This is a genomic window from Puniceibacterium sediminis, assembly GCF_900188035.1.
GTDB lineage: Bacteria > Pseudomonadota > Alphaproteobacteria > Rhodobacterales > Rhodobacteraceae > Puniceibacterium > Puniceibacterium sediminis.
The window spans coordinates 1-22,218 of sequence record NZ_FZNN01000025.1 but is presented as its reverse complement, the minus strand read 5'-3'; the positions used below and the strand labels follow the sequence as shown (position 1 = coordinate 22,218).

Below are 22,218 nucleotides of genomic sequence, written 5' to 3'. Positions count from 1 at the left end.
TCCAAGGCTCCGGCGGATTTCATTTCGGTTGAAGGAACTTGCACCGCGGCTGATTAATTCGGTGTGTAGACGCCAGAATTTACTTTCGGTGCATTTCGTGGACCTATTTTTGTGACGTCGCGCCTTGCAGTTGCTGCGGTATTCCAAGGTGACAATATCCGGACTAGGCGGTATTTATGTCAAAAGGCGCGCCGAAACGGCGGCAAGAGGCCGAGTATATGTCCGATAGGGAAAGCTGGCAGGCTGCGCGAACGCGCCTGATGAACCGCATTCATGCGCTGCTTTCGGCGCGGGCGCGCGCGGCGACCGGCTTTCTTTCTTCACCTGAACCGCGCACGACCGGCGTCGTTGCCCGCGGGCGGCAGTTGATCGCAGGGAACCTGATGTTCGCGGGGCATCTCGTCGAGGCGCCCGGCGCGATGGTCTGGGATCTGGATCCGCCCGATGCCGCCTATATGGAAGATATTCAAGGTTTTGGCTGGCTTGACGATCTGGCCGCAGTCGGGGACGTGAAGGCCCGCAAGGTCGCGCAGGATTGGCTCTGGGGATGGATCGCGCGGTATGGCCGTGGGCGGGGACCGGGATGGTCGCCGGAACTGACCGGCCGACGATTGATCCGCTGGATTCACCATGCCCTTTTTATCCTGCGGGCTCAGGATCCGGAGCATGCGGCGCTGTTTTATCGTTCACTGGCACAGCAGGCGATCTTTCTGGGCAAGCGCTGGCACGTATCGCCCCCCGGCCTGCCACGGTTCGAGGCGCTGACCGGGCTGATCTATGCCGGGATCTCGCTTGAGGGGATGGAGCGATATGCCGGTCCCGCCGCCCGCGCGTTGGGAGCCGAATGTAGCCGACAGGTGGATGCCATGGGTGGGTTGCCGACCCGCAACCCCGAAGAGTTGCTGGAGGTATTCACCCTTCTGACCTGGGCCCAGTCAGCGCTCGAAGAGGCGGACCTCAAGCCGGACCCAGAACACATCGCGGCCATAACTCGTATTGCACCCACCTTGCGGGCGCTGCGCCACGCGGACGGCGGCCTTGCGCGGTTCCATGGCGGTGGGCGCGGGCAGGAGGGGCGGCTGGATCATGCGCTGGCGGTCAGCGGCGTAAAGAAACGTCCGGCAGACGGACTGACCATGGGCTATGCACGCCTGTCCGGTGGACGCACGTCGCTTGTGGTGGACGCGGCGGCACCCCCTTCTGGCAAGGCGTCTTACAATGCTCACGCCTCGACCCTCGCGTTTGAACTGACTTCGGGGCGCAGGCCGCTGATCGTGAACTGCGGTTCGGGCGCTGTCTTCGGGCGGGACTGGCGGCGGGCGGGGCGGGCCACGCTGTCGCATACGGCCCTTTGTGTGGACGGCTATTCCAGCGCGCGGCTGGGCAAACCAGAGCGGATTGGATCGAGCTTGCGCGAGAGGCTGGAAGATGCGCCGCGCAACGTTCCGGTGCAGATTTCCAATGGTGTCGACGGATTGCGGTTCGAGGGCGGCCATGACGGATATGTCGCAACGCACGGGCTGACCCATGCGCGGATTCTTGAGTTGGGCTTTGACGGGAGGAGCCTTGAAGGCGAAGACCTTCTTATGGCGCTGGAGGATGGCGACAAAAGGACATTCGACCGGCGTATGGATTCGCTGAAGCTGGCAGGGGTGCCCTTTCAGCTGCGCTTTCATCTCCACCCGGACGTGGATTCGGCGCAGGACATGGGGGGGCAGGCGGTCTCAATGGCGCTGCGGTCCGGAGAAATGTGGGTTTTCCGGCACGAAGGCGGGGTCGAACTGACGCTGGAACCGTCGGTTTATCTGGAAAAGGGGCGTCTACGGCCACGATCCTGCAATCAGATCGTTTTATCCGGCCGCGCGATGGAGTATGCGACCCGCATCCGCTGGTCATTGGCCAAGGCCCGGGACACCGCGATTGCGATCCGGGACCTGGCAATGGACGAGGCGGAAACCGACAGCTGATCTCAGGAACCTGACCCATATGACCGATCTTTCCCCCGTCCGCCGCGCGCTGATTTCCGTATCCGACAAGACCGGTCTGATTGACCTTGGCCAGGCGCTGGCCGCGCGGGGAGTCGAACTGCTGTCTACGGGCGGATCGGCGAAGGCACTGCGCGATGCGGGGCTGGTCGTGCGCGACGTGGCGGATGTGACTGGTTTCCCCGAGATGATGGACGGGCGCGTCAAGACGCTGCACCCCGGTGTGCACGGCGGTCTGCTGGCGCTGCGTGACAACCCCGAACATGTGGCGGCGATGAAAGAGCACGGCATTGGTGCGATCGATCTGCTGGTGGTGAACCTTTATCCGTTCGAAGAGACCGTGGCCAAAGGCGCGGATTACGAGACCTGCATCGAAAATATCGACATCGGCGGTCCGGCAATGATCCGCGCCGCAGCCAAGAACCATGGTTTCGTGAACGTCGTCGTGGACGTCGCTGATTACGCGCCCCTGCTGGCCGAGCTTGAGGCGAACGACGGCCAGACGACTTATGCCTTTCGCCAGAAGCTGGCACTAAACGCCTATGCGCGCACCGGCGCCTATGATGCGGCGGTGTCGGCCTGGATGGCGGATGCCCTGAAAGAGCCAGCGCCCCGTCGCCGGGTGTTTGCTGGGACTTTGGCGCAGACCTTGCGGTATGGCGAGAACCCGCATCAGTCGGCGGCTTTCTATGTGGACGGTTCGGCGCGCCCCGGCGTTGCGACGGCGCAGCAGCTTCAGGGCAAGGAACTGAGCTACAATAACATCAACGACACCGATGCCGCGTTTGAACTGGTGTCGGAATTCGCGCCCGAGGATGGCCCGGCTTGTGCGATCATCAAACATGCCAACCCCTGCGGCGTGGCGCGGGGGGCGACCCTGAAGGAAGCGTACAGCCGGGCATTTGACTGCGACCGGACCAGCGCCTTTGGCGGGATCATCGCGCTGAACCAGGTGCTGGATGGCGCCACGGCCGAGGCGATTGCCGAAATCTTTACCGAGGTGGTGATTGCGCCCGGCGCGGATGAGGATGCAAAAGCCGTATTTGCAAAGAAAAAGAACCTGCGTCTTCTGGTGACCGGAGGGCTTTCGGACACCTCGGTCGGTGGGCTGACCTATCGGCAGGTGACGGGCGGGATGCTGGTGCAGGACCGCGATGTCGGGCGGATTTCGATGGCGGATCTGAAGGTTGTGACCAAGGTCAAGCCAACCGATGCGCAGATGGCCGATTTGCTGTTTGCCTGGACTGTGGCCAAGCACGTGAAGTCGAATGCGATCATCTATGTGAAGGATGGTGCGACCGTGGGCGTCGGCGCGGGTCAGATGAGCCGTGTGGATTCGACTCGCATCGCAGCACAGAAATCGCGTGATATGGCCGAGGTCATGGGGCTGGCAGCGCCGCTTACGCAGGGGTCAGTCGTGGCGTCGGATGCGTTCTTTCCCTTTGCCGATGGTCTGCTGACCGCAGCCGAGGCGGGCGCCCGTGCGGTCATTCAGCCCGGCGGGTCGATGCGTGACGACGACGTGATCAAGGCGGCGGACGAGGCGGGAATCGCCATGGTGCTGACTGGAATGCGGCATTTCCGGCACTAAGCGCCCGTTCAGAGGGCGGATTTTTGCGGATTTGGAAAGTGAAGAAACGGGGGAGAGCGCGATGACACGAAGGTTTGCGCCGTGAGGCTGGTGTTCTGGGTCGGGTTCTGGACGTTCCTGCTGGATCAGGCGAGCAAATGGGCGGTGGTGCATTTGATGAACTTGGCGGTACGCGGGCAGATCGATGTCTGGCCACCGTTCCTGACATTCCGAATGGCGTGGAACTACGGCATCAACTTTGGTCTGCTGTCGGGGCAGGCAGATGTAACCAAGTGGGTACTCATCGCCGTGGCGCTGGGCATCATCCTGTTCGTGCTCGTCTGGGTGCGGCGGGACCCACCTGGGCGCTGGGGTCTTGTGTCCGCCGGACTTCTGATCGGCGGTGCACTGGGCAATGTCGTGGACCGTCTGCTGTATGGTGCGGTGGCCGATTTCCTGAATATGTCCTGCTGCGGGATCAACAATCCCTATGCGTTCAACGTTGCGGATATCGCGATCTTTGCCGGGGCGATCGGTCTGGTGCTATTTCCGTCGCGCGACGCCAAGCCCGGCCGCAAGGTGGTTTGAAGCCGGGGCTGCGGCTTAGCGCCCGGTGATGACTGGCACGTAAAAGGCCCCGTGACCTCTGCAACAAGATGGTCTAAGGCTGACTGTGACGAAAATGGAGGCTGGCGATGTTCGGGCGCTGCATGATCTTGATGGCTGGTATGACGCTGCTGATGTCCTGTGGCGACGGTCGGTTGCGCGATATCCGCACCAACCGGTCCACCCCGGAGGAATTTGCCATCGTGCCGCCTAAGCCGCTGCAAACTCCGCCGAATCTCAGCGAGTTGCCAGTGCCGACACCTGGTGCCGCGAACCGGACCGATCAGATGCCGCTGGCCGATGCCGTCGCGGCCCTGGGTGGCCGTCCTGACGCGCTTTCCGGCATAAATGTTTCAGCCGCCGATGCTGCCCTGCTGGGCACCGCGCAGCGGTTCGGCGTCAATGCCACGATCCGCGCCGATCTCGCGCAGGACGATCAGGCTTTCCGCGAGCGTAAGGCGCTGTTCAGCTGGCGTCTGGTCAAGGAAGACGAATACAATCGTGCATACAGCGGTCAGCGTCTGGATGCGAATGCGGAACTGATCCGGATGCGCCTTCTGGGCATACGCACCCCGTCTGCCCCACCCGAGGCCCGCTGAGGGTTTTCAGTTCGGGGCGTAATGCTCTTGCTCTATGGTGGCGTGGGATTCTGTTTTGCTGATGGCGCAACGCCTGGATTCTTGCGCCTGGATCGCCAGAGAACGCAATGAGTGCCGCGCAAATATGACATATCTGTATAGTTTCCGTCACGCATCGTGACTTGAAGTCCTTGGTGCGGGCCGTAGGTTGATGGGCAACTGTCTTTGGAGGACACCTGCCCATGATGAGACGCGCAACCCTTGCCGCCGCCCTGAGCGTCGCAGCCCTGACGGCGCAGGCGCAGGAGGTGAAGGACCCGGTGACCAGCTTCACGCTGGACAACGGTATGGAGGTGGTGGTGATCGAAGATCACCGTGCTCCGGCCATCGTGCACATGGTCTGGTACAGGGCCGGATCGGCGGACGAGACGGCGGGATCATCCGGTGTTGCGCATTTTCTGGAACATCTGCTGTTCAAAGGGACAAAGACGCTCGCGCCCGGTGAGTTCAGCAAGGTCGTTGCGGCCAATGGCGGCACTGATAATGCCTTCACCAGCTATGACTATACCGGCTACTTTCAGCGTGTCGCATCGGACCGGCTCGATCTCATGATGGAGATGGAATCGGACCGGATGGTGAACCTGCAGCTAGGCGAGGATGATATCGCGACCGAGCGTGACGTGATCATCGAGGAACGCAACACCCGGACCGAGAACGACCCCGGGGCGTTGTTCACTGAACAGCGCAATGCCGCGCAGTACCTCAATCACCGCTATGGGGTGCCGATCATCGGATGGCGTCATGAGATGGAGGCGCTGGATCTACAGAAGGCGTTGGCCTTCTATCACCTGAATTATTCCCCCAACAACGCGATCCTGATCGTCGCCGGCGATGCGACCCCTGAAGAGGTGCGCGAGCTGGCCGAAAAGCATTACGGCCCAATCCCCGCCAACCCCGAACTGAAACCACGTGCCCGCCCGCAGGAGCCGCCCCAAACCGTCGAACGGCGCCTGATTTTCCGCGACCCTCGCGTGGCGCAGCCCTATGTCATTCGCAGCTACCTCGCGCCAGAGCGTGATCCCGGTGCGCAGGAAAAGGCCGCAGCGCTGACGATGTTGTCGCAGATCCTGGGCGGCGGGCAGACGTCGGTCCTGACCCAGAAGCTGCAGTTCGAAACGCAGAAGGCGGTCTATACCTCGGCCTTCTATGATGCGACGTCGCTGGATGACACGACCTTTGGTCTGGTCATCGTGCCGTCCGAAGGCGTGAGCCTGCAAGATGCAGAGGATGCCCTGGACGCAAGTGTGGCGCAGTTCATAGAAGGCGGTGTCGACCAGAAGCAGCTGGATCGGATCAAGTTCCAGATGAAGGCCGAGCAGATTTATTCCCGCGATTCCGCCGATAGTATCGCGCGGCGCTATGGTTCTGCCCTGACAGCGGGGCTGACGGTCGAGGATGTGCAGGCCTGGCCCGAGGTGCTCCAGTCGGTGACCGCGGACGATGTGATCGCGGCTGCGCGGTCGGTGTTTGACCGCAAGAAATCTGTGACCGGATGGCTGATGGCCTCCGAAGAGGAGGTGGGTCAATGAGGTATCTGGTTGCGTGCTTCCTGAGCTTTTTGATGGTCACGCCCGCGCTCGCGGAGATCGAGATCGAGGAGGTGACATCGCCCGGTGGAATAACCGCCTGGCTGGTGCCAGAGCCGTCTATCCCCTTCGTGTCGCTGGAAATCCGTTTCAAGGGGGGTGCATCGCTCGACCTGCCGGGCAAGCGTGGGGCGACGAACCTGATGGTCGGATTGCTGGAAGAGGGCGCGGGGGGCATGGATGCGCAGGCCTTTGCCGAAGCGAGCGAGGATCTGGCGGCAAGCTTTAACTACAAGGTTTATGATGATGCGGTCAGCGTCTCGGCCCGGTTCCTGACGGAAAATCAGGATACGGCCGTCGATCTGCTGCGCGAGACGCTGGTGGCACCACGCTTTGACGAGGCTTCGATCCAGAGGGTTAAGGCACAGGTGATTTCCGGACTGAAGTCGGATGCGACGGACCCAGATGCCATCGTCAGCGCGGCTTTTGACAAGGCAATGTTCGATGACCATCCGTACGGGTCGAATTACGAGGGCACAGTCGAGTCGGTCACAGTGCTGACCCGGGAGGATCTGGTGACGGCCTGGAAAGGCGCGCTGGCGCGTGACCGGATCTATGTGAGCGCGGCGGGGGATATCACGCCAGAGGCGCTGGCTGGTCTGCTGGACGGTCTGCTGGGTGATTTGCCAGAAACCGGCTTGCCACAGCCTCAGGATATGGATGTACAGGCCAGCGCCGGGGTCACGGTCATTCCGTTCGACACACCGCAGTCGGTGGCACTGTTCGGGCACGAAGGCATCGGCATGGACGATCCGGATTTCTTCCCGGCTTACGTCATGAACGTGGTTCTGGGGGGCGGCGGGTTCGAGGCGCGGCTGATGAACGAGGTGCGAGAAAAGCGCGGGCTGACCTATGGAGTCTATACCTATCTTGCGACCAAGGACCATGCCGCGATGGTTGCGGGGCGGGTCGCTTCAGCCAACAACCGCATAGCCGAGGCGATACAGGTGATCACAGACGAATGGGCCAAGATGGCGACCGGGGGCGTCACGCAGGCAGAACTGGATCAGGCCAAGACTTATTTGACCGGCTCCTATCCGCTGCGCTTTGACGGCAACGGGCCGATTGCGGATATTCTGGTGGGGATGCAGATCGACAACTTTCCCATCGACTATGCCAAGACCCGCAATGAAAAGGTCGAGGCCGTGACGCTTGAGGATGTAAAGCGCGTGGCAGCGCGGCTGCTAAAGCCCGAGTCTCTGCTCTTTGTGGTGGTCGGTCAGCCCGAAGGCCTAGAGAGCACACCGGGTCAGTAGTGCGACGCCCGAGAATTTTCGTACGAAAATTCTCGGGGTCCGGGACGAATGGTGTGGTTTAGTTCAGCAGACCCGCGTGGCGCAGGCCGGCATCGACCTTTTCCCGTGTTTCTGAGGTCAGCGGCAAAAGCGGCGGACGTACCTCTTCCGAACACAGACCCAGCCGCTGCATGGCGTATTTCACGCCACACAGGCCCGGCTCGGTAAAGATGGCGTGGTGCAGCGGCATAAGCCGGTCCTGAATCGCCAGCGCCTTGACGTAATCGCCTGCGAGCGTGGCGTTCTGAAGGTCCGCGCAAAGACGCGGCGCGGCGTTGGCTGTCACAGAGATGCAACCGGTGCCACCCTGCGCGTTGAAACCGTGTGCCGTCGCATCCTCGCCCGAGACCTGTATGAAATCCGGACCGCAGGTGATTCGCTGGGCGCAGACCCGGGCCAGATCGCCGGTGGCATCCTTGACCCCGACGATTCGCGGCAGTTTCGCCAGTTCGCCCATGGTGGCGGGGGACATGTCGACCGCCGAACGCCCGGGAATGTTGTAGATTATGATCGGCAGATCACAGCAGTCGTGCAGCATCTTGAAGTGCGTGAACAGCCCGGCCTGAGTCGGTCTGTTGTAATACGGTGTCACCACGAGCGCCGCATCTGCCCCGACGCGATGGGCAAACTGCATGAGGCGGATCGCTTCAACCGTGTTGTTTGATCCCGCGCCCGCAATCACCGGAATACGGCCATTCACCGCCTGCACGACGCATTCGACCACGGCTTCGTGTTCAGAGTGGCTCAGCGTGGGGCTTTCGCCGGTCGTGCCCACCGGCACCAGACCATGCGATCCCTGTTCGATGTGCCACTCAACCAGCTTTTTGAGCGTGTCGAAATCCACTGCGCCGTCCTTGAACGGCGTGACCAGGGCAGGCATTGAGCCTTTGAACATGACACGCTCCTTTTTTCTGTACAGTTCGAGTTCTTTCAGGAGAGGACCGCCACCTTCCCAAGAAAGTGAGTTGTTGCTACTGGGGGGCACGGTATCCTCTGGGCCGTGTCTATCAAGTTTCAGCGGGGAAATTGCAAGCTCATGTCGCGTCTTATGGCCCTGATCTTTGTCGCAGTGGCCAGTATGGCATGCGCGCATTCGGCGCAAAGCGGGGCCGAAAGGCCGCTTGGCCGCGCGATGGAGGAGATGCGGCAGGGCAACTGGGCCGCAGCGCAGATCACCGCACGGGGCGACGGGCAGCCAGCGCTGGATGTCGTGCTGTGGCATTTTCTGCGCGCCGGGCTGGGGGCCGCCACGCAGGTGCAGGATTTTGTGTCGCGCAATCCCGACTGGCCCGGCATGGATTATTTGCGTGAGAAAAGCGAAGAGGCAATGACGGAGGCATCCCACGGTGATGTCGAAGCCTTCTATGCCGAAGCCCCGCCACAGACCGGCAGCGGGGCGCTGTCGCTGGCACGCGCCCTGATCGCGGATGGTCAGAGCGGCGCGGCAGAGGCCACGGTGGTTCTGGCCTGGCGCACCCTGAAGATGTCTTCCGAGGAGCGGGCGGCGTTCCTGGCTGACCACGGTTCCTTGCTGAAACCGCATCATCAGGCGCGGCTCGACATGGCCCTGTGGAAGGGCTGGGCGGCTGATGCGAACGACATGCTGGAGCTGGTTGACGCCGACCACCGCGCGCTGGCTGAGGCGCGACTGGGGTTGATGGACAGCGTGGCCGGGGTGGATAGTCTGATCGCGAAGGTGCCCGCCGCCTTGGAAGACGATCCGGGCCTTGCCCATGCGCGGTTCGAATGGCGAATGCGCAAGAACCGAGAAGCGGATGCGATTGACCTGCTACTGCAACGGTCCAGCAGCGCGGCCTCTCTGGGTGAACCCTCGGCTTGGGGCAACCGGCGCCGGTCTTTGGCGCGCGACCGGATGCGCGCGGGAGATCCCAAGCTGGCCTACCGGATCGCATCAACGCACTATATGGTCGAAGGGTCGGACTATGCCGATCTCGAATGGCTCTCGGGCTATCTCGCCCTGCGGTTTCTGGATGAACCACAACTAGCGCTGGAGCATTTCCAACATCTGAAACGCGGCGTGGATACACCAATTTCGCTTGGCCGCGCCGGGTACTGGATCGGGCGGGCGCAAGAGGCGTTGGGAAATACTGCGGCCGCGCAAGAGGCCTATGCCTTTGGCGGGCAGTACCAGACGACGTTCTACGGTCTGCTCGCGGCTGAAATGGCCGGGATGCCTGCCGACCCAAAGCTGGCTGGCCAAGAGGTTTTCCCGTCGTGGCGCGACGCGCCGTATACCAAATCGTCGGTTTATCAGGCGGCGGTGCTGCTGCTGGCGGCGGGCGAAGAAGATCTGGCCGAGCGGTTCTTTACCCATCTGGCGGAATCGCTGGACCGTACGCAGATCGGTCAGATGGGCGACATGCTGGCCGAGATGGGGCGCCCGCATCTACAGGTGATGCTGGGCAAGCGCGCCGCACAGGCGGGGATCGAACTGCCGGGGCCGTATTACGCGCTGCATCCTTTGGTGAACGAGAGTCATCCGGTGCCGACAGAAATCGTGCTGGCCATCGCGCGGCGTGAATCCGAATTTAACCCCAGGGTCATGTCCGGCGTGGGTGCACGGGGGCTGATGCAGGTGATGCCGCGCACAGCCGAGGCTGTGTCTGGCTCGATCGGGGAGCCTTATTCGCTGTCCGGGTTGCTGGATGATCCCGCGTACAACGCACGGCTCGGCGCGGCCTATCTTGCGTCCCTGTCGCAGCAGTTCGACGGCAATGTCGTCATGATGGCCGCCGGGTATAACGCCGGCCCCAGTCGGCCAAGCGGGTGGATGCAACTGTATGGCGATCCGCGCAAGGGGCAGATCGACGTGGTTGATTTCATCGAGTTTATCCCGTTCCGTGAGACCCAGAACTACGTGATGCGGGTGGCCGAAAGCCTGCCGGTTTATCGCGCCCGTCTGGGCAAGGAGGCGCTGCCAATACCGTTCTCGCAGGAGCTGATCGGCTCGACCTTGCATGCGGCGGAGCGGATAGGCGAGTAGGGAGCGAAACCCACTAAAGACCGTGCTTTTTCTTGCGCGCCCGCGCCAGAGTGAACAGGCCCGCCGCCACGATGATCGCCGCGCCGATGGCCACATTGGGCCGGAGTGTTTCGCCAAACAAAGTCAGGCCGATTGCAGCGGCAAAGGGCAGCTGTAAATAGGCAAAGGGCTGCACGGCGCTGGCCTCGGCAGCTTCATAGGTTTTGATCAGCAGGAAATGCCCGCCCGCGCCGGTGACACAGAGCAGAGCCATCCAACCCCAGTCGGGGGCGCTCATCCCCTGCCAGTGAAAAACTCCGATGGCTGTGGCCAGCACAGATCCGACGGTACCGGTCCAGAAAAAGCTGGTCGCAGCAGTATCCTTGCGCGCAACATAGCGGGTCAGCAGGCCATACAGCGCGAACATCAGCGCGGCGGCGAGCGGTATGATCGCAAGCGGCGAAAATACTCCCGCATCTGGCTGAAGGATGATGATCACACCGACAAAGCCGACAGCGATGGCCGCCCAGCGGCGCCACCCGACATGTTCACCCAGGACTGGGCCGGACAGGGCGGCTATCAGCAGTGGGTAGCAGGCAAAGACCGCGTGGCTTTCGACCAGCCCCAAATTCACGAAGGCCGAGACCATGACCATGATTTCGGCGGTCAGAAGGATTCCGCGGAACGCCTGCACCAGTGGTTGGCTGGTGCGCGCAGCATTGCGCAGCCCACCGGCCTGACGCGCAGCAAGCGACATCACGAAGGCAGCAAAGAACCAATAGCGGACCATCACAACCATGTAGACGTTGTATTCGCCCGCCAGATGGCGCGAAATCGCGTCCTGCGCCGAAAATACCATGGTGGTCGCGACCATCAGCAGGACGCCGCGTTTCGTGTCGTTACTGGTCATGTTGCGGGGCTTTCCGGGCTGGCGACAGGTTTGCGGGCCGTGGTCATGTGACGCTTTCGTCCGTAGCCCGGGATGCGTGCGACCTCAAGCCCTGCATCCGCAAGCCCGCGCCGGATATGGCCCGCGGCGGAATAGGTCGCCGCTGTGCCACAAGGCCTCAGGTGATCTGCCACTTGCTTCATCAGTTCCGCGCCCCAGAGTTCGGGGTTTTTTGCGGGGGAAAAGCCGTCAAGGAACCAGGCATCAACGGATTGATCCCACGCGGGCAAGGTGGCGCGCGCATCGCCGGGAATCAGCGTGAAATGCAAGTCGGCAAGCCGGATGTCCTGTGCCCCGGTCTGCCAGAAAGGTGCAAGTTTGGTAGCGATAACCGCGAGTTCGGTAAAGGCGGACTGGGCGCGGATCATGTCGTCAGCGGGAAGGGGGAATGCCTCGAACGTGGTAAAGCGCAGGGTGCCGGTCTGGCCGGTCTGTCGCCACAGGTGCAGCGCGGCCAACAGGTTCAGGCCGGTGCCAAAACCCAGTTCGGCAATGTGAAAACCGTCGCAATATCGGCCCGGCAGGGCATTGCCAGTCAGAAAGACATGCCGCGTTTCGGCCAGCCCGTCGTCGAGCGAATAATAGGGATCGTCAAAGCGGGTCGAGATAGGCACGCGGCCGTCGCGCCAGTCGAGCGGGTTCTGGTCGGGCATATGGGAATACTCTAGGTGTCTGCCAAGGATATGAAGAGGACGCGAGCGAATGGCAAGGATCGACGTGACAGTGCGCGGAGCCGGGATCTTTGGCCTGTCGGTGGCCTGGGCCTGCGCACAGCGCGGGGCAAAGGTGCAGCTGGTGGACCCGGTCGGCGCCGGGGCAGGATCCAGCGGCGGCATCGTCGGGGCGCTGGCACCGCATGTGCCAGAAAACTGGAACGATAAGAAGGCGTTCCAACTTGAGTCCCTGCTGGCGGCCGAGGCGTTTTGGTCCGGGATCGAGGCCGCGGGGAGTGTCACCGCTGGCTATGGCCGTTTCGGGCGGCTGCAGCCTGTCGCGGATGAGCGGGCATTGGAGCTGGCGCGCGGGCGATCTGCGGGGGCCGCGAAGCTTTGGCAGGGGCGCGCTGTGTGGGAGGTTGTCGAGGCGTTTGGCGGCTGGGCCCCTGCGTCGCCGACGGGTTATCTGATCCGCGATACGCTGTCGGCGCATCTGCATCCGCGCCGGGCGGTGGCTGCACTTGTGGCAGCTTTGGCCGCAAGAGGGATCACTGTCGAGGCAGAGGCGCTGGACGCGGGCGCAGTAGTCTGGGCCACTGGCTGGCAGGGGTTCGAGGCGCTGTCCGAGGGACGGTCCCGGCCAGTTGGCGTGGGGGTCAAGGGGCAGGCTGCGTTGTTGCGCCATGACGCAGCGGGGATGCCGCAGTTGTTTGTGGAAGGGCTGCACGTGATCCCGCATCAGGACGGCACTGTGGCGATCGGCTCGACCAGTGAGCGCGAATTTGATGTGCCGGACGCGGTGGACGGCCAGTGCGATGCACTGGTGGCGCGGGCGGTGGCGGCGCTGCCCGTGTTATCCGGGGCCAAAGTCGTTCAGCGATGGGCCGGGGTGCGGCCTCGGGCGCGAAGCCGCGCACCGATGCTGGGGGCATGGCCGGATCGCCCTGGGCATTTCGTGGCCAATGGCGGGTTCAAGATCGGGTTCGGCATGGCGCCGAAGGTTGCAGAAGTGATGGCCGAACTGGTGCTGGAAGGGCGCGACAGGGTGCCCGAAGGGTTTCGGGTCGAGGCGTCGTTCTAGCGGGCAGCCTCATCCACAATTTCGGGACGCCGCCTCAGCCGCGCAGCGCCGCAGCGATAAGTGCGATGCCGTCGGGGATGCGGCTGACAGGTATCGAGCTGTAGGCAAGCCGATAAAAGTTTGCGGGTGCATCCGGGCCGCTGAAGAACGGCGCACCGGGTTCGATCAGCACGTCTTGGGCGTCCAGAGTGCGGGCCAATTCTGTTGTGTCAACATGCGCGGGCGCCTGCATCCAATAGCTTGACCCGCCATGGGCGCCGCGCCCGGAGATGTCCAGCCCGTGCTGCGCGATGGCGGTTTCCATCACCTGCCGCCGCTCGGTCAGCGCGCGTGCCGAGCGGCGGATGAGAGCGTCGTAATGGCCCAGCCGCAGAAAATGCGCGGCAGTACGCTGGATATGCCCCGGCGGGTGGCGCAGGACCGAGGCGCGCAAGGCACGCGCCTCGGCGATGAAATCGGCACTGCCGACGAGGTAGCCCAGCCGCAGCCCCGGAAAGAGCGATTTGGAAAAGCTGCCGACATAAATAACGCGGCCGTCCTGATCTAGACTTTTGAGCGTCGGCATCGGGGGCTGGAGATAGGACATTTCGAATTCATAGTCGTCTTCGACGATCAGGGCGTCCAATGCGCGTGCGCGGGCAAGCAGGGCATTGCGGCGCCGTAGCGGCATGGTGGCCGAGGTGGGGCACTGGTGGCTGGGGGTGGTAAAGATCACATCCGTGTCGTCAGGCAGGGCGTCGGGCGGCAGGCCGTGTTCATCCACGTCAATGGGGGCAATACGGCAGCGCGACTGGTTCAGGATGTCGCGCAACGCGTGGTAGCAGGGGTTTTCAATCGCCGCGAGGCGGGATTTGGCAAGCAGGACCTGCGTCGTCAGCCAGAGCGCATTCTGCGCGCCCATCGTGATCAGGATCTCGGACGGGGCGGCGATGATCCCGCGGCGGGGCAGGGTATGGCGGGCGATAAAGGCGACAAGGTCAGGATCGTCCTGATCGTAGTAGTCCCGGGTCAGAGAGTTGAAATCCTTGGCCCCAAGCGCCTGCATCGCGCAGAGACGCCAGTTGGCATGGTCGAACAGGGCAGGATCAGTCTGCCCGTAGATAAACGGATAGCGGTATCGCGCCCAGTCCTGCGGTTTCACCGGCGTTGCGCCACCGGTAAAGCGTGTGGCGATGGCGCGGGACCAGTCCACGCGGTCCTCGCGCCGGGGCGGTTCGGGAAAGCGGGGCGGTTCCGGCGCGTTGTCCGAGACGTAGTAACCCGAGCGCCCCTTGGAAGAGAGGTAGTCGTTGGCGAGAAGTTCCGTGTAGGCGAGGGTCACGGTGATGCGGCTGACGCCAAGATGTGTGGCGAGGCGGCGGGTCGAGGGCAGCTTTTCCCCACGGCGAAAGCGGCCTGACAGGATACCTTCGGCCACCATCTGCTGGATGCGTGCCTGCAGGGTGCCCTGCGACGGGGTATTGAGGAAAAAGGTTTCGACCGGGATGGACATGCCGGCGAGGGTAGTCTGGTCTTATGGCGTGCGCAATCTGGACTGACGGGCTCGCAGGCAGTTTGCACCCCCGCCCGCATTTGGCGCGGCGCGGTGCCGCTTTAAACACCTTTGCGCGAGTCGATTTGAAATCGGGCCGTGCTACACTAGGTGCGGTTTGGAGCGCAATAAAGGGAGTAGAACCATGACTCAGACACGCCGAGTATTCCTGCAGTCCGCGGCAATGGCCGCAGGCGCCGTGACTTTTCTGCCGTACGCGGCCCGCGCGGTGACCCGTGCTGGCGACAAGTTCGCCACCAGTGCGGGCGATATCACTGTCTACCCGATCGAACATGCTTCTTTTGTCATGCTGAGCCCGGTCGGCGTTATTTATTGCGATCCGGTGGGTGCGGCGTCGCTATATGAAGGCTTGCCGACCCCGGATCTGATCCTGATCACCCATGAGCATGGCGATCACTACAATGCGGAAACGCTGGCGGCGCTGATGGGCGAGAATACCAAACTGCTGACCAACCCTGGGGTGTTCGACAAGCTGCCAGAAGAATTGAAGGCGAAGGCCGAGCAGATCGGAAATGGTGACAGCGTTGAGATCGGCGGCCTGTCGATTGATGCGATCCCGGCCTACAACTTTACCCAGGGGCGGACCATGTTTCACCCCGAAGGGCGCGATAACGGCTATGTGCTGAACTTCGATGGGTTCCGCGTCTATATCTCGGGCGATACCGAGGATACGCCAGAAATGCGCGCGTTGAAGGATATCGACCTGGCATTCCTGTGCATGAACCTGCCCTACACGATGGATGCCGAAGCGGCAGCCTCGGCCGTGGCCGAATTCCAGCCGAGCTATGTCTATCCCTACCATTTCCGTGGCAAGGATGGCGGTACACAGGATCCCGAGGCATTTGCCGGGTTGGTGGGCGATGCGTCCAAGGTCAGGATCGGCGACTGGTATCCCAACGGCATGGGGTGATCGCTGTTCGCCTTGCTAAAAAAGAGAATGCCCCGGGGGATCGCCCGGGGCATTTTCGTTTCGCCATCTGGGGCAGGTAGCGGAGGGGCGTCTTCTTTCAGGCAGCTCCCCCGGCGTATCTTGAAAGAGAAGAAGCAGGGCGTGCATGTCTTCTTTGGGCTTCAAAAAGTGCGGTCCGAGGCGCGAGACGGGAGTGCCGGGAAGCCGCAGGTCAGGCGGTCACTGCAAATCGGCAAAGGCCTTCTGAAGCCGCTCGCCGGCCTCCATAATCTGGGCGCGGGACATGGCGAGGTTGAAACGTTCGAACAGCTCGCCCCCTGCACCGAAGCTGGGGCCAGCGCTGGGGGCGATCCGGGCGATTTCGCGGATGCGGGTGTCGAATTCCTCAAAGCTCATGCCCGTGCCGGAAAAGTCGACCCATGCCAGATAGGTGCCCTGCAATGGCAATGAACGCACACCGGGGATTGCGTTGATTGCGGCGTCAAAGATTGCGCGGTTGCCGATCAGGTGTTCGATCTGGGCATCGACCCACGCGGCGCCTTCTGGTGAGTAGGCGGCAGCGATCATCATCAATGCCAGTGAGCCGGGCTTGTAGTCGAGCGTTGTCAGCCGGTGCTGCATAGCGGCACGCAGCGTTGCATCGGGGATGATCATGTTGCCAGTGCGCTGGCCCGCGATGTTGAAGGTCTTGGACGCGGCGGTCAGCACGACCAGCCGGTCCTGCGCCTGCGGGGCGGCGACATGCATCGGTACGAAGGTGTTTCCGGGATATACTAGGTCGTGATGAATCTCGTCCGAGATCAACAGCAGGCCGTTGCGGGCCGCGAAATCGGCCACGCTGCGCAGTTCGTCCACGGTCCAGACACGGCCAGACGGGTTCTGAGGTGAGCACCAGATGAGGATCTTTTCGTTCCCCGTCAGCCGCGACTGGGCATCGTCAAGGTCGAGCACATAGGTGTCGCCTTCGCGTTTTAGGGGGCATTCGGTCAGGCGGCGGCCCGCGCGCTCGGTCTTGTGGCGGAATTCGTGGTAGACCGGGCTGAAGGTCACGACGCCGTCGCCCAGCGCGCTCCAGACATCAAGTGACAGGGCGATGGCATTCCCGAGGCCCTGAGTGGTGAGGATCCAGTCAGAGTCGATCTGCCAGTTGTGGCGCGTCTGCATCCACCACTGAATGGCGTTCAGGTATTCCGGAAAGGTGTTGGTGTAGCCAAAGATGCCGTGATCTGCGGCGGCACGCAGGGCGTCCGTCACGCAGGGCGCGGTGGGATAATCGCTGTCGGCGGTCCACATGGCCAGCCCGTCGTCGGGCGAGACGCCGTAGAGTTTTTCCATGCTGTCCCATTTGCTGCAATGAGAGCCGCGGCGGTCGATATTCTGGTCAAAGTCGAATGTCATGGGGCAGACTGGTCCTTGGATATGCGGTTTCGCGAAGGCTAACGCATGGCGCGGTGGCTGCAATAGGGACGGCAACCTGAGGCAGAGGATATTGCGCGCGGGGCAGTGTTGTCCTACATGCAGGCGCATGAAACGCCATATCATTCTGCACCCCGACCCGCGCCTCAAGAAGGTGGCCGCCCCTGTGGCGGACCTGAGCGATGAACTGCGCGCTCTGGCCAGCGACATGCTTGAGACAATGTATGACGCGCCGGGCATCGGTCTGGCCGCGCCGCAGATCGGCATCCTGAGCCGGTTGATCGTCCTGGACTGCGTCAAGAACGAAAACGAGGCTCAGCGCCCGCTGGTGATGTTCAACCCTGAGGTTCTGGCAGTGTCGGACGACCGTAGTGTCTACGAAGAGGGCTGCCTGTCGATCCCCGAGCAATTCGCCGATGTAGAGCGCCCCGCCGAGGTGCGCGTGGGTTGGATTGATCAGAATGGGAATCCGCAAGAGGAAGACTTTGCCGGGCTGTGGGCGACCTGCGTGCAGCACGAGATCGACCACCTTGAAGGCAAGTTGTTCATCGACCACATCAAACCGATGCGCCGTCAGATGATCACCCGCAAGATGATCAAGATGAAGCGGGATCTGGCGCGCGGATGAGTGTTCTGCCGATCCTGCGCTGGCCCGATCCGCACCTGTCGCAGGTTTGCGCCCCGGTCACGGATGTGGCGGCAGTGCGCGGACTGGTCACGGACATGTTCGAGACGATGTACGACGCGCCCGGGCGGGGCCTTGCCGCGCCGCAGATCGGGGTGCTTTTGCGGGTCTTTGTGATGGATGTCGGCTGGAAGACTGGTGAGCGGACCCCGGTGGTTTGCATCAACCCGCGGATCGTTGCGGCATCAGACGAAGTGAGTACGCGCGAGGAGGGGTGCCTCTCGATACCCGGTGTGCTGGCCGAGATTTCGCGTCCCGAAGCGGTAACGCTGGAATATCTGGATCTGGACGGCGTGACACACAGTGATGCGCTGGAAGGTCCGGCGGCGATGTGTGCACAGCACGAGTTGGATCATCTGGATGGGCTGGTCACCTTTGACCGGCTGGACCCTGCCGCCCGGGCGGCGTTGATTGCGGAGTATGAAGCAGTATGACAGCGCGGCGCTGTATCCCATGGCCGGACAAGCGTCTGCGCACGATTGCGCAGCCGGTGGACGAGATCACCGACGAGATCCGGGCGATCTGGTCCGACATGATCGACACGATGGAGGCAATGCCAGGCGTTGGCCTTGCCGCGCCGCAGATCGGAATTCTGCTGCGGTTGGCGGTGGTGGATGCGTCAGCGCCGCGCGGGCAGGCGGTGCGGATGGCCAATCCGGAAGTGCTGCATGCGAGTGTTGAGCTGCGCGCCCACGACGAGGGCAGTCCCAACCTGCCCGGTGTCTGGGCCGAGGTGAAGCGGCCAAGGGCGGTGACTGTGCGGTTTCTGAATGAGCAGGGTGTGGTCGAGGAGCGGGACTTTGTCGGGCTCTGGGCGACTTCTGTACAGCATCAGATCGACCATCTGCAGGGGCGGATGTATTTCGATCACCTGAGCAAAACAAAGCGGGACATGCTGCTGCGGCGGGCGCGCAAGTCGTAAACAGGAGCCCCCGGTGGGGTCTGTGAGAGGCGCTGTCTCTCGCGCTCCCTGGAATATTTAGGGCAGATGAAGACAGGGCTTTTGCGCCCTGAAGCGATGGGAGCGGCAGTATGCGGATCGTATTCATGGGGACGCCGGAGTTTTCCGTGCCGGTGCTTGAGGCGCTGGTTGCGGCGGGGCACGAGATTGCCGCGGTCTATTGCCAACCGCCGCGGCCTGCCGGGCGGGGCAAGAAGGATCGCCCATCCCCTGTGCAGGCGCGGGCCGAGGCCCTGGGGCTGGAAGTGCGCCATCCGTCGTCCTTGAAGGGCGCCGAGGCGCAGGCCGAATTTGCGGCCCTGCGCGCCGATGTGGCTGTGGTTGTGGCCTATGGGCTGATCCTTCCCAAGGCGGTGCTTGGATCCCCCCGGTTCGGCTGTTTGAATATTCACGCGTCTTTGTTGCCGCGCTGGCGTGGAGCCGCGCCGATCCACCGTGCGATTATGGCCGGGGATGCGCAGACCGGCATTTGCATCATGCAGATGGAGGCGGGGCTGGATACCGGGCCAGTGCTGCTGCGGTCTGTAGTCGATATCGGTGTTGAGGAAACGACCGGCGAGCTGCATGACCGGTTGTCGTCGCTTGGTGCTGACTTGATCATAGAAGCGCTGGATCGGCTCAATGAGCTGGAGGCGCAGGTGCAGCCCGAAGAGGGCGTGACCTATGCGGCAAAGATCGACAAGGGTGAGGCGGCAGTTGACTGGACCCGCAGCGCAACTGAGGTGGACCGGCAGATCCGGGGCTTGTCCCCCTTTCCCGGGGCCTGGACGAAGGTTGGTGCCGAGCGGGTGAAGTTGCTGGGCGCACGGCTGGCCGAGGGGAGCGGCGCGCCGGGAGTGGTGCTTGACGATGCCTTTACCGTGGCCTGCGGTGAGGGGGCCCTGCAGGTGACGCGTGCGCAGCGGGCCGGGCGCGCGGCGCAGGAGGCCGAGGTGTTTTTGCATGGTATGGCGTTGCCTATGGGCACGGTGCTGGGCGGAGAGGGCGACCAATAGATCGCCTGATCAAACCCGGAATGTTCGACATTCATTGGTGGCTGTGCGTCCATGCGGGATAACCTGCGCGCATAGCCCTGATTGCTCTTTTCCCGCACAGGATTATGTCTAGGCCAAGCATTGAGGAGCAGTGACATGGGTCTTTTGGTCGACGGAAATTGGCAGGATAAATGGTACGATACCGGCGAAACCGGCGGAAAATTCGTGCGTTCCACTGCGGGGTTCCGCAACTGGCTCACGGCAGATGGCAGCGCGGGGCCGTCGGGGGAGGGCGGATTTCAGGCCGAGTCCGGACGCTACCACCTCTATGTCAGCTATGCCTGCCCCTGGGCACACCGGGCGCTGATCTTTCGCAGCCTCAAGGGGCTGGAAGACCATATAGGGGTATCCGTCGTGCATCCGGACATGCTGGGGGATGGCTGGACTTTCGCGACCGATTTCGATGGGGCGACGGGCGATACGCTTTACGGTCTGCCGTTTGCACGCGACATCTATCTGCGTGCGGATCCGGCTGTGTCTGGCCGCGTGACGGTGCCGATTCTCTGGGACAAACAGCGCGAAACCATCGTGTCCAACGAGAGTTCCGAGATCATCAGGATGCTCAATTCGGCCTTTGACGGCATCACCGGGAATACGGACGATTACTGGCCCGAAGCCCTGCGCGAAGAGATCGAGTCGGTGAACGACCGCATCTATGACACGCTCAACAATGGGGTCTACAAGGCCGGTTTCGCCACCACCCAGGCGGCTTATGACGATGCAGTGCATCCGTTGTTCGAAACGCTGGATTGGATCGAAGCGCGGTTGGCGGACAAGCGCTATCTGATGGGCGAAACTTTGACCGAAGCCGACTGGCGACTGTTCACCACGATCATCCGGTTCGACAAGGTCTACCATGGGCATTTCAAATGCAACCGACGCCGGGTGGTGGATTATCCCAATCTCTGGGCTTGGACACGCGAGTTGTACCAAAGGCCCGGTATCGCGGAGACTGTCAACTTTGATCACATCGTCCGGCATTACCATTTCAGTCACGACACGATTAATCCAAATCGGATTGTTCCCGTTGGGCCAAAGCTTGACCTGATGGCACCGCACGGTCGGGAACGGTTGCACGCGGCGTAAAGCCGCCGGGAACCTCGCCTAGCGTGGCAGCGGGTGTTAGTCGCGGAGGGCGTAGTGCTGGACGATCGCCGTCAAATCGTCCGGCTGCGTTGCGCTGGGTACAAAGGCACAGGCATTGGCGCAGAGCTGAAATATGGAGCCGTCTGAAAAAAATGTGGTGTTGGTGACAAAGATTACCCGGCATTCCGGCTGGCGAAAGCTGGCGAAATCCGCAACGGTCAAGGCATTGCCGTTTTCAAGCACAAGATCAAGAATGATGACATCGATCGGTTCGGATTGGATGAGGCTCGTGGCCGCCTCCGCATCGCTCACCAGGATCGTCCGCATGGATGCCCGTTCGAGGTGGCGTTGCCAAAGAACGCCAAGTTGCCTGCTGCTTTCGACGATCAGAACGGTCACTTTTAAAACTCCGATGTAAGCTTATTTCTGTCCGTCATTGGTGTATGTAGCATAGCCGTGACAGAGCAGAGAAAATTTTATGTGTCATCCTACGCACGAAGAACATACGGGATTTTTAAGAAAAATCTCGCCCTTGCACAGTGTTGTTTGGTGAGATTCGTATGTTAGCTTACATTTTCCGCTCTGACGCTGGCCCGAAAAAGTGGCAACATGAGGGTGCATACGCTTTCGATCATAGCTCTTGCGCCATTACCAACATGAGTGGTGTCTGGTCAATGCGGCGGGGAGTTTAGCGGTTTAGTGGACCGGTTGCACGATGATGGCGTGGCCAGTGAGCACTATCAGCGTCCGGCGAAGATATGTTTTTCAAAATCAGACAGGACGATGCCGTTCTCAATACGGATCGTTGCCAGAGGAGCCCTAGCGCTGAAATAAGAGGCGATGTTCGACCGGATCAAGCAGGAATGCGGCGTGGCGCGCGGGGCGAGTCTGGATTTTGGGCGATCAAGACGGATTGCTGTGCCTTTCAGAGGGATTATCACACTCTGCCCGCTCTGGTGACGCTGGCGCATGACTGCCGTTGGCCGGATCTATCAGTCCACAAATATAACAGCGCTGGAATTGTGTGAACGGCGTGAGTTCGATCTGCTACATGCGACGGTTGCCTGAATTGGCGAGATTAGCATGGTAGAAATGCCGCCCGAATATATCCTGACCAATGGCATTGAAAGTGATCTGCCCCCCGGAAACTGGACCGTTTGAAGTTGGAGTTTCCCGCTACGATTTCCTGGCTGGGAAAGGAGCGGAATCACATGAAAGCATCGAA

20 protein-coding genes are annotated in these 22,218 nt (G+C 61.9%); 14 read left to right on the top strand and 6 right to left on the bottom strand.

The features are described from left to right. The first annotated feature begins 218 nt into the window (after nt 1–218). The 6 genes from CHB75_RS18935 (at nt 219) to CHB75_RS18910 (ending at nt 7,641) form a co-directional block, all read left to right on the top strand. Nucleotides 219–1,967, top strand: a complete 1,749-nt coding sequence (locus tag CHB75_RS18935) for a heparinase II/III family protein (RefSeq protein ID WP_089273404.1) — start codon at nt 219–221, stop codon at nt 1,965–1,967. A 19-nt stretch (nt 1,968–1,986) separates the two neighbouring features. Beyond that, entirely contained in the window at nt 1,987–3,576 is a 1,590-nt protein-coding gene (gene purH / locus CHB75_RS18930; RefSeq protein WP_089273402.1) for a bifunctional phosphoribosylaminoimidazolecarboxamide formyltransferase/IMP cyclohydrolase, read from the top strand. An 81-nt stretch (nt 3,577–3,657) separates the two neighbouring features. Continuing rightward, the gene (gene lspA, locus CHB75_RS18925) at nt 3,658–4,143 is read left to right on the top strand and encodes a signal peptidase II (protein WP_089273400.1); all 486 of its coding nucleotides are present in this window, start codon (nt 3,658–3,660) and stop codon (nt 4,141–4,143) included. A gap of 107 nt (nt 4,144–4,250) precedes the next feature. Then, nucleotides 4,251–4,760: a DUF3035 domain-containing protein gene (locus CHB75_RS18920; RefSeq protein WP_089273398.1), complete on the top strand. Its 510-nt coding sequence runs from the start codon at nt 4,251–4,253 to the stop codon at nt 4,758–4,760. A gap of 221 nt (nt 4,761–4,981) precedes the next feature. Further along, nucleotides 4,982–6,328: a M16 family metallopeptidase gene (locus CHB75_RS18915; RefSeq protein ID WP_089273396.1), complete on the top strand. Its 1,347-nt coding sequence runs from the start codon at nt 4,982–4,984 to the stop codon at nt 6,326–6,328. Beyond that, nucleotides 6,325–7,641 carry a M16 family metallopeptidase gene (locus CHB75_RS18910; protein ID WP_089273394.1) on the top strand — a complete coding sequence of 439 codons (1,317 nt, stop codon included), beginning with the start codon at nt 6,325–6,327 and terminating at the stop codon, nt 7,639–7,641. Before CHB75_RS18915 ends, CHB75_RS18910 begins: the two co-directional genes overlap by 4 nt. A gap of 58 nt (nt 7,642–7,699) precedes the next feature. On the opposite strand, the gene dapA is transcribed toward CHB75_RS18910, so the two are convergent. Further along, the gene (gene dapA, locus CHB75_RS18905) at nt 7,700–8,575 is read right to left on the bottom strand and encodes a 4-hydroxy-tetrahydrodipicolinate synthase (protein WP_089273392.1); all 876 of its coding nucleotides are present in this window, start codon (nt 8,573–8,575) and stop codon (nt 7,700–7,702) included. A 141-nt stretch (nt 8,576–8,716) separates the two neighbouring features. On the opposite strand from dapA, the gene CHB75_RS18900 reads away from it, so the two are divergent. Beyond that, a complete protein-coding gene (locus CHB75_RS18900) occupies nt 8,717–10,684 on the top strand; it encodes a lytic transglycosylase domain-containing protein (protein ID WP_089273390.1) in 1,968 nt (655 codons plus the stop codon). A 13-nt stretch (nt 10,685–10,697) separates the two neighbouring features. Here the strand turns inward: CHB75_RS18900 and CHB75_RS18895 are convergent, their stop codons facing one another. Continuing rightward, nucleotides 10,698–11,573 (bottom strand): DMT family transporter, encoded by an 876-nt coding sequence (locus CHB75_RS18895; protein ID WP_089273388.1) that lies wholly within the window; start codon nt 11,571–11,573, stop codon nt 10,698–10,700. After that, a complete protein-coding gene (mnmC2, locus tag CHB75_RS18890) occupies nt 11,570–12,265 on the bottom strand; it encodes a tRNA (5-methylaminomethyl-2-thiouridine)(34)-methyltransferase MnmC2 (protein WP_089273386.1) in 696 nt (231 codons plus the stop codon). Before mnmC2 ends, CHB75_RS18895 begins: the two co-directional genes overlap by 4 nt. 49 nt (nt 12,266–12,314) lie before the next feature. On the opposite strand from mnmC2, the gene CHB75_RS18885 reads away from it, so the two are divergent. Further along, nucleotides 12,315–13,349 (top strand): NAD(P)/FAD-dependent oxidoreductase, encoded by a 1,035-nt coding sequence (locus tag CHB75_RS18885; RefSeq protein WP_089273384.1) that lies wholly within the window; start codon nt 12,315–12,317, stop codon nt 13,347–13,349. A gap of 34 nt (nt 13,350–13,383) precedes the next feature. On the opposite strand, the gene pdxR is transcribed toward CHB75_RS18885, so the two are convergent. Further along, nucleotides 13,384–14,841 (bottom strand): MocR-like pyridoxine biosynthesis transcription factor PdxR, encoded by a 1,458-nt coding sequence (gene pdxR, locus CHB75_RS18880; protein ID WP_089273382.1) that lies wholly within the window; start codon nt 14,839–14,841, stop codon nt 13,384–13,386. Between the two features lie 184 nt (nt 14,842–15,025). On the opposite strand from pdxR, the gene CHB75_RS18875 reads away from it, so the two are divergent. After that, nucleotides 15,026–15,811, top strand: a complete 786-nt coding sequence (locus CHB75_RS18875) for an MBL fold metallo-hydrolase (protein WP_089273380.1) — start codon at nt 15,026–15,028, stop codon at nt 15,809–15,811. 219 nt (nt 15,812–16,030) lie between these two features. Here CHB75_RS18875 and CHB75_RS18870 read toward each other — a convergent pair whose 3' ends face one another. Then, complete coding sequence (locus tag CHB75_RS18870; RefSeq protein WP_089273378.1) at nt 16,031–17,209, bottom strand: MalY/PatB family protein; 1,179 nt, start codon at nt 17,207–17,209, stop codon at nt 16,031–16,033. A 127-nt stretch (nt 17,210–17,336) separates the two neighbouring features. Between CHB75_RS18870 and def (CHB75_RS18865) the strand changes: the two genes are divergently transcribed. The 5 genes from def (CHB75_RS18865) (at nt 17,337) to CHB75_RS18845 (ending at nt 20,993) form a co-directional block, all read left to right on the top strand. Further along, nucleotides 17,337–17,855: a peptide deformylase gene (def, locus tag CHB75_RS18865; protein ID WP_089273376.1), complete on the top strand. Its 519-nt coding sequence runs from the start codon at nt 17,337–17,339 to the stop codon at nt 17,853–17,855. Next, complete coding sequence (def, locus tag CHB75_RS18860; protein WP_089273374.1) at nt 17,852–18,346, top strand: peptide deformylase; 495 nt, start codon at nt 17,852–17,854, stop codon at nt 18,344–18,346. The genes def (CHB75_RS18865) and def (CHB75_RS18860) overlap by 4 nt, the downstream gene beginning before the upstream one ends. Further along, nucleotides 18,343–18,834 (top strand): peptide deformylase, encoded by a 492-nt coding sequence (gene def, locus CHB75_RS18855; protein ID WP_089273372.1) that lies wholly within the window; start codon nt 18,343–18,345, stop codon nt 18,832–18,834. The genes def (CHB75_RS18860) and def (CHB75_RS18855) overlap by 4 nt, the downstream gene beginning before the upstream one ends. 110 nt (nt 18,835–18,944) lie before the next feature. Then, nucleotides 18,945–19,868, top strand: coding sequence for a methionyl-tRNA formyltransferase (fmt, locus tag CHB75_RS18850; RefSeq protein WP_089273370.1), 924 nt, complete (start codon nt 18,945–18,947; stop codon nt 19,866–19,868). Nucleotides 19,869–20,003: 135 nt separating this feature from the next. Next, nucleotides 20,004–20,993, top strand: coding sequence for a glutathione S-transferase family protein (locus CHB75_RS18845; protein WP_089273368.1), 990 nt, complete (start codon nt 20,004–20,006; stop codon nt 20,991–20,993). 36 nt (nt 20,994–21,029) lie between these two features. On the opposite strand, the gene CHB75_RS18840 is transcribed toward CHB75_RS18845, so the two are convergent. Then, on the bottom strand, nt 21,030–21,392 hold the full coding sequence (locus CHB75_RS18840; RefSeq protein WP_089273366.1) for a response regulator: 363 nt from the start codon (nt 21,390–21,392) through the stop codon (nt 21,030–21,032). Nucleotides 21,393–22,218 lie beyond the last annotated feature (826 nt).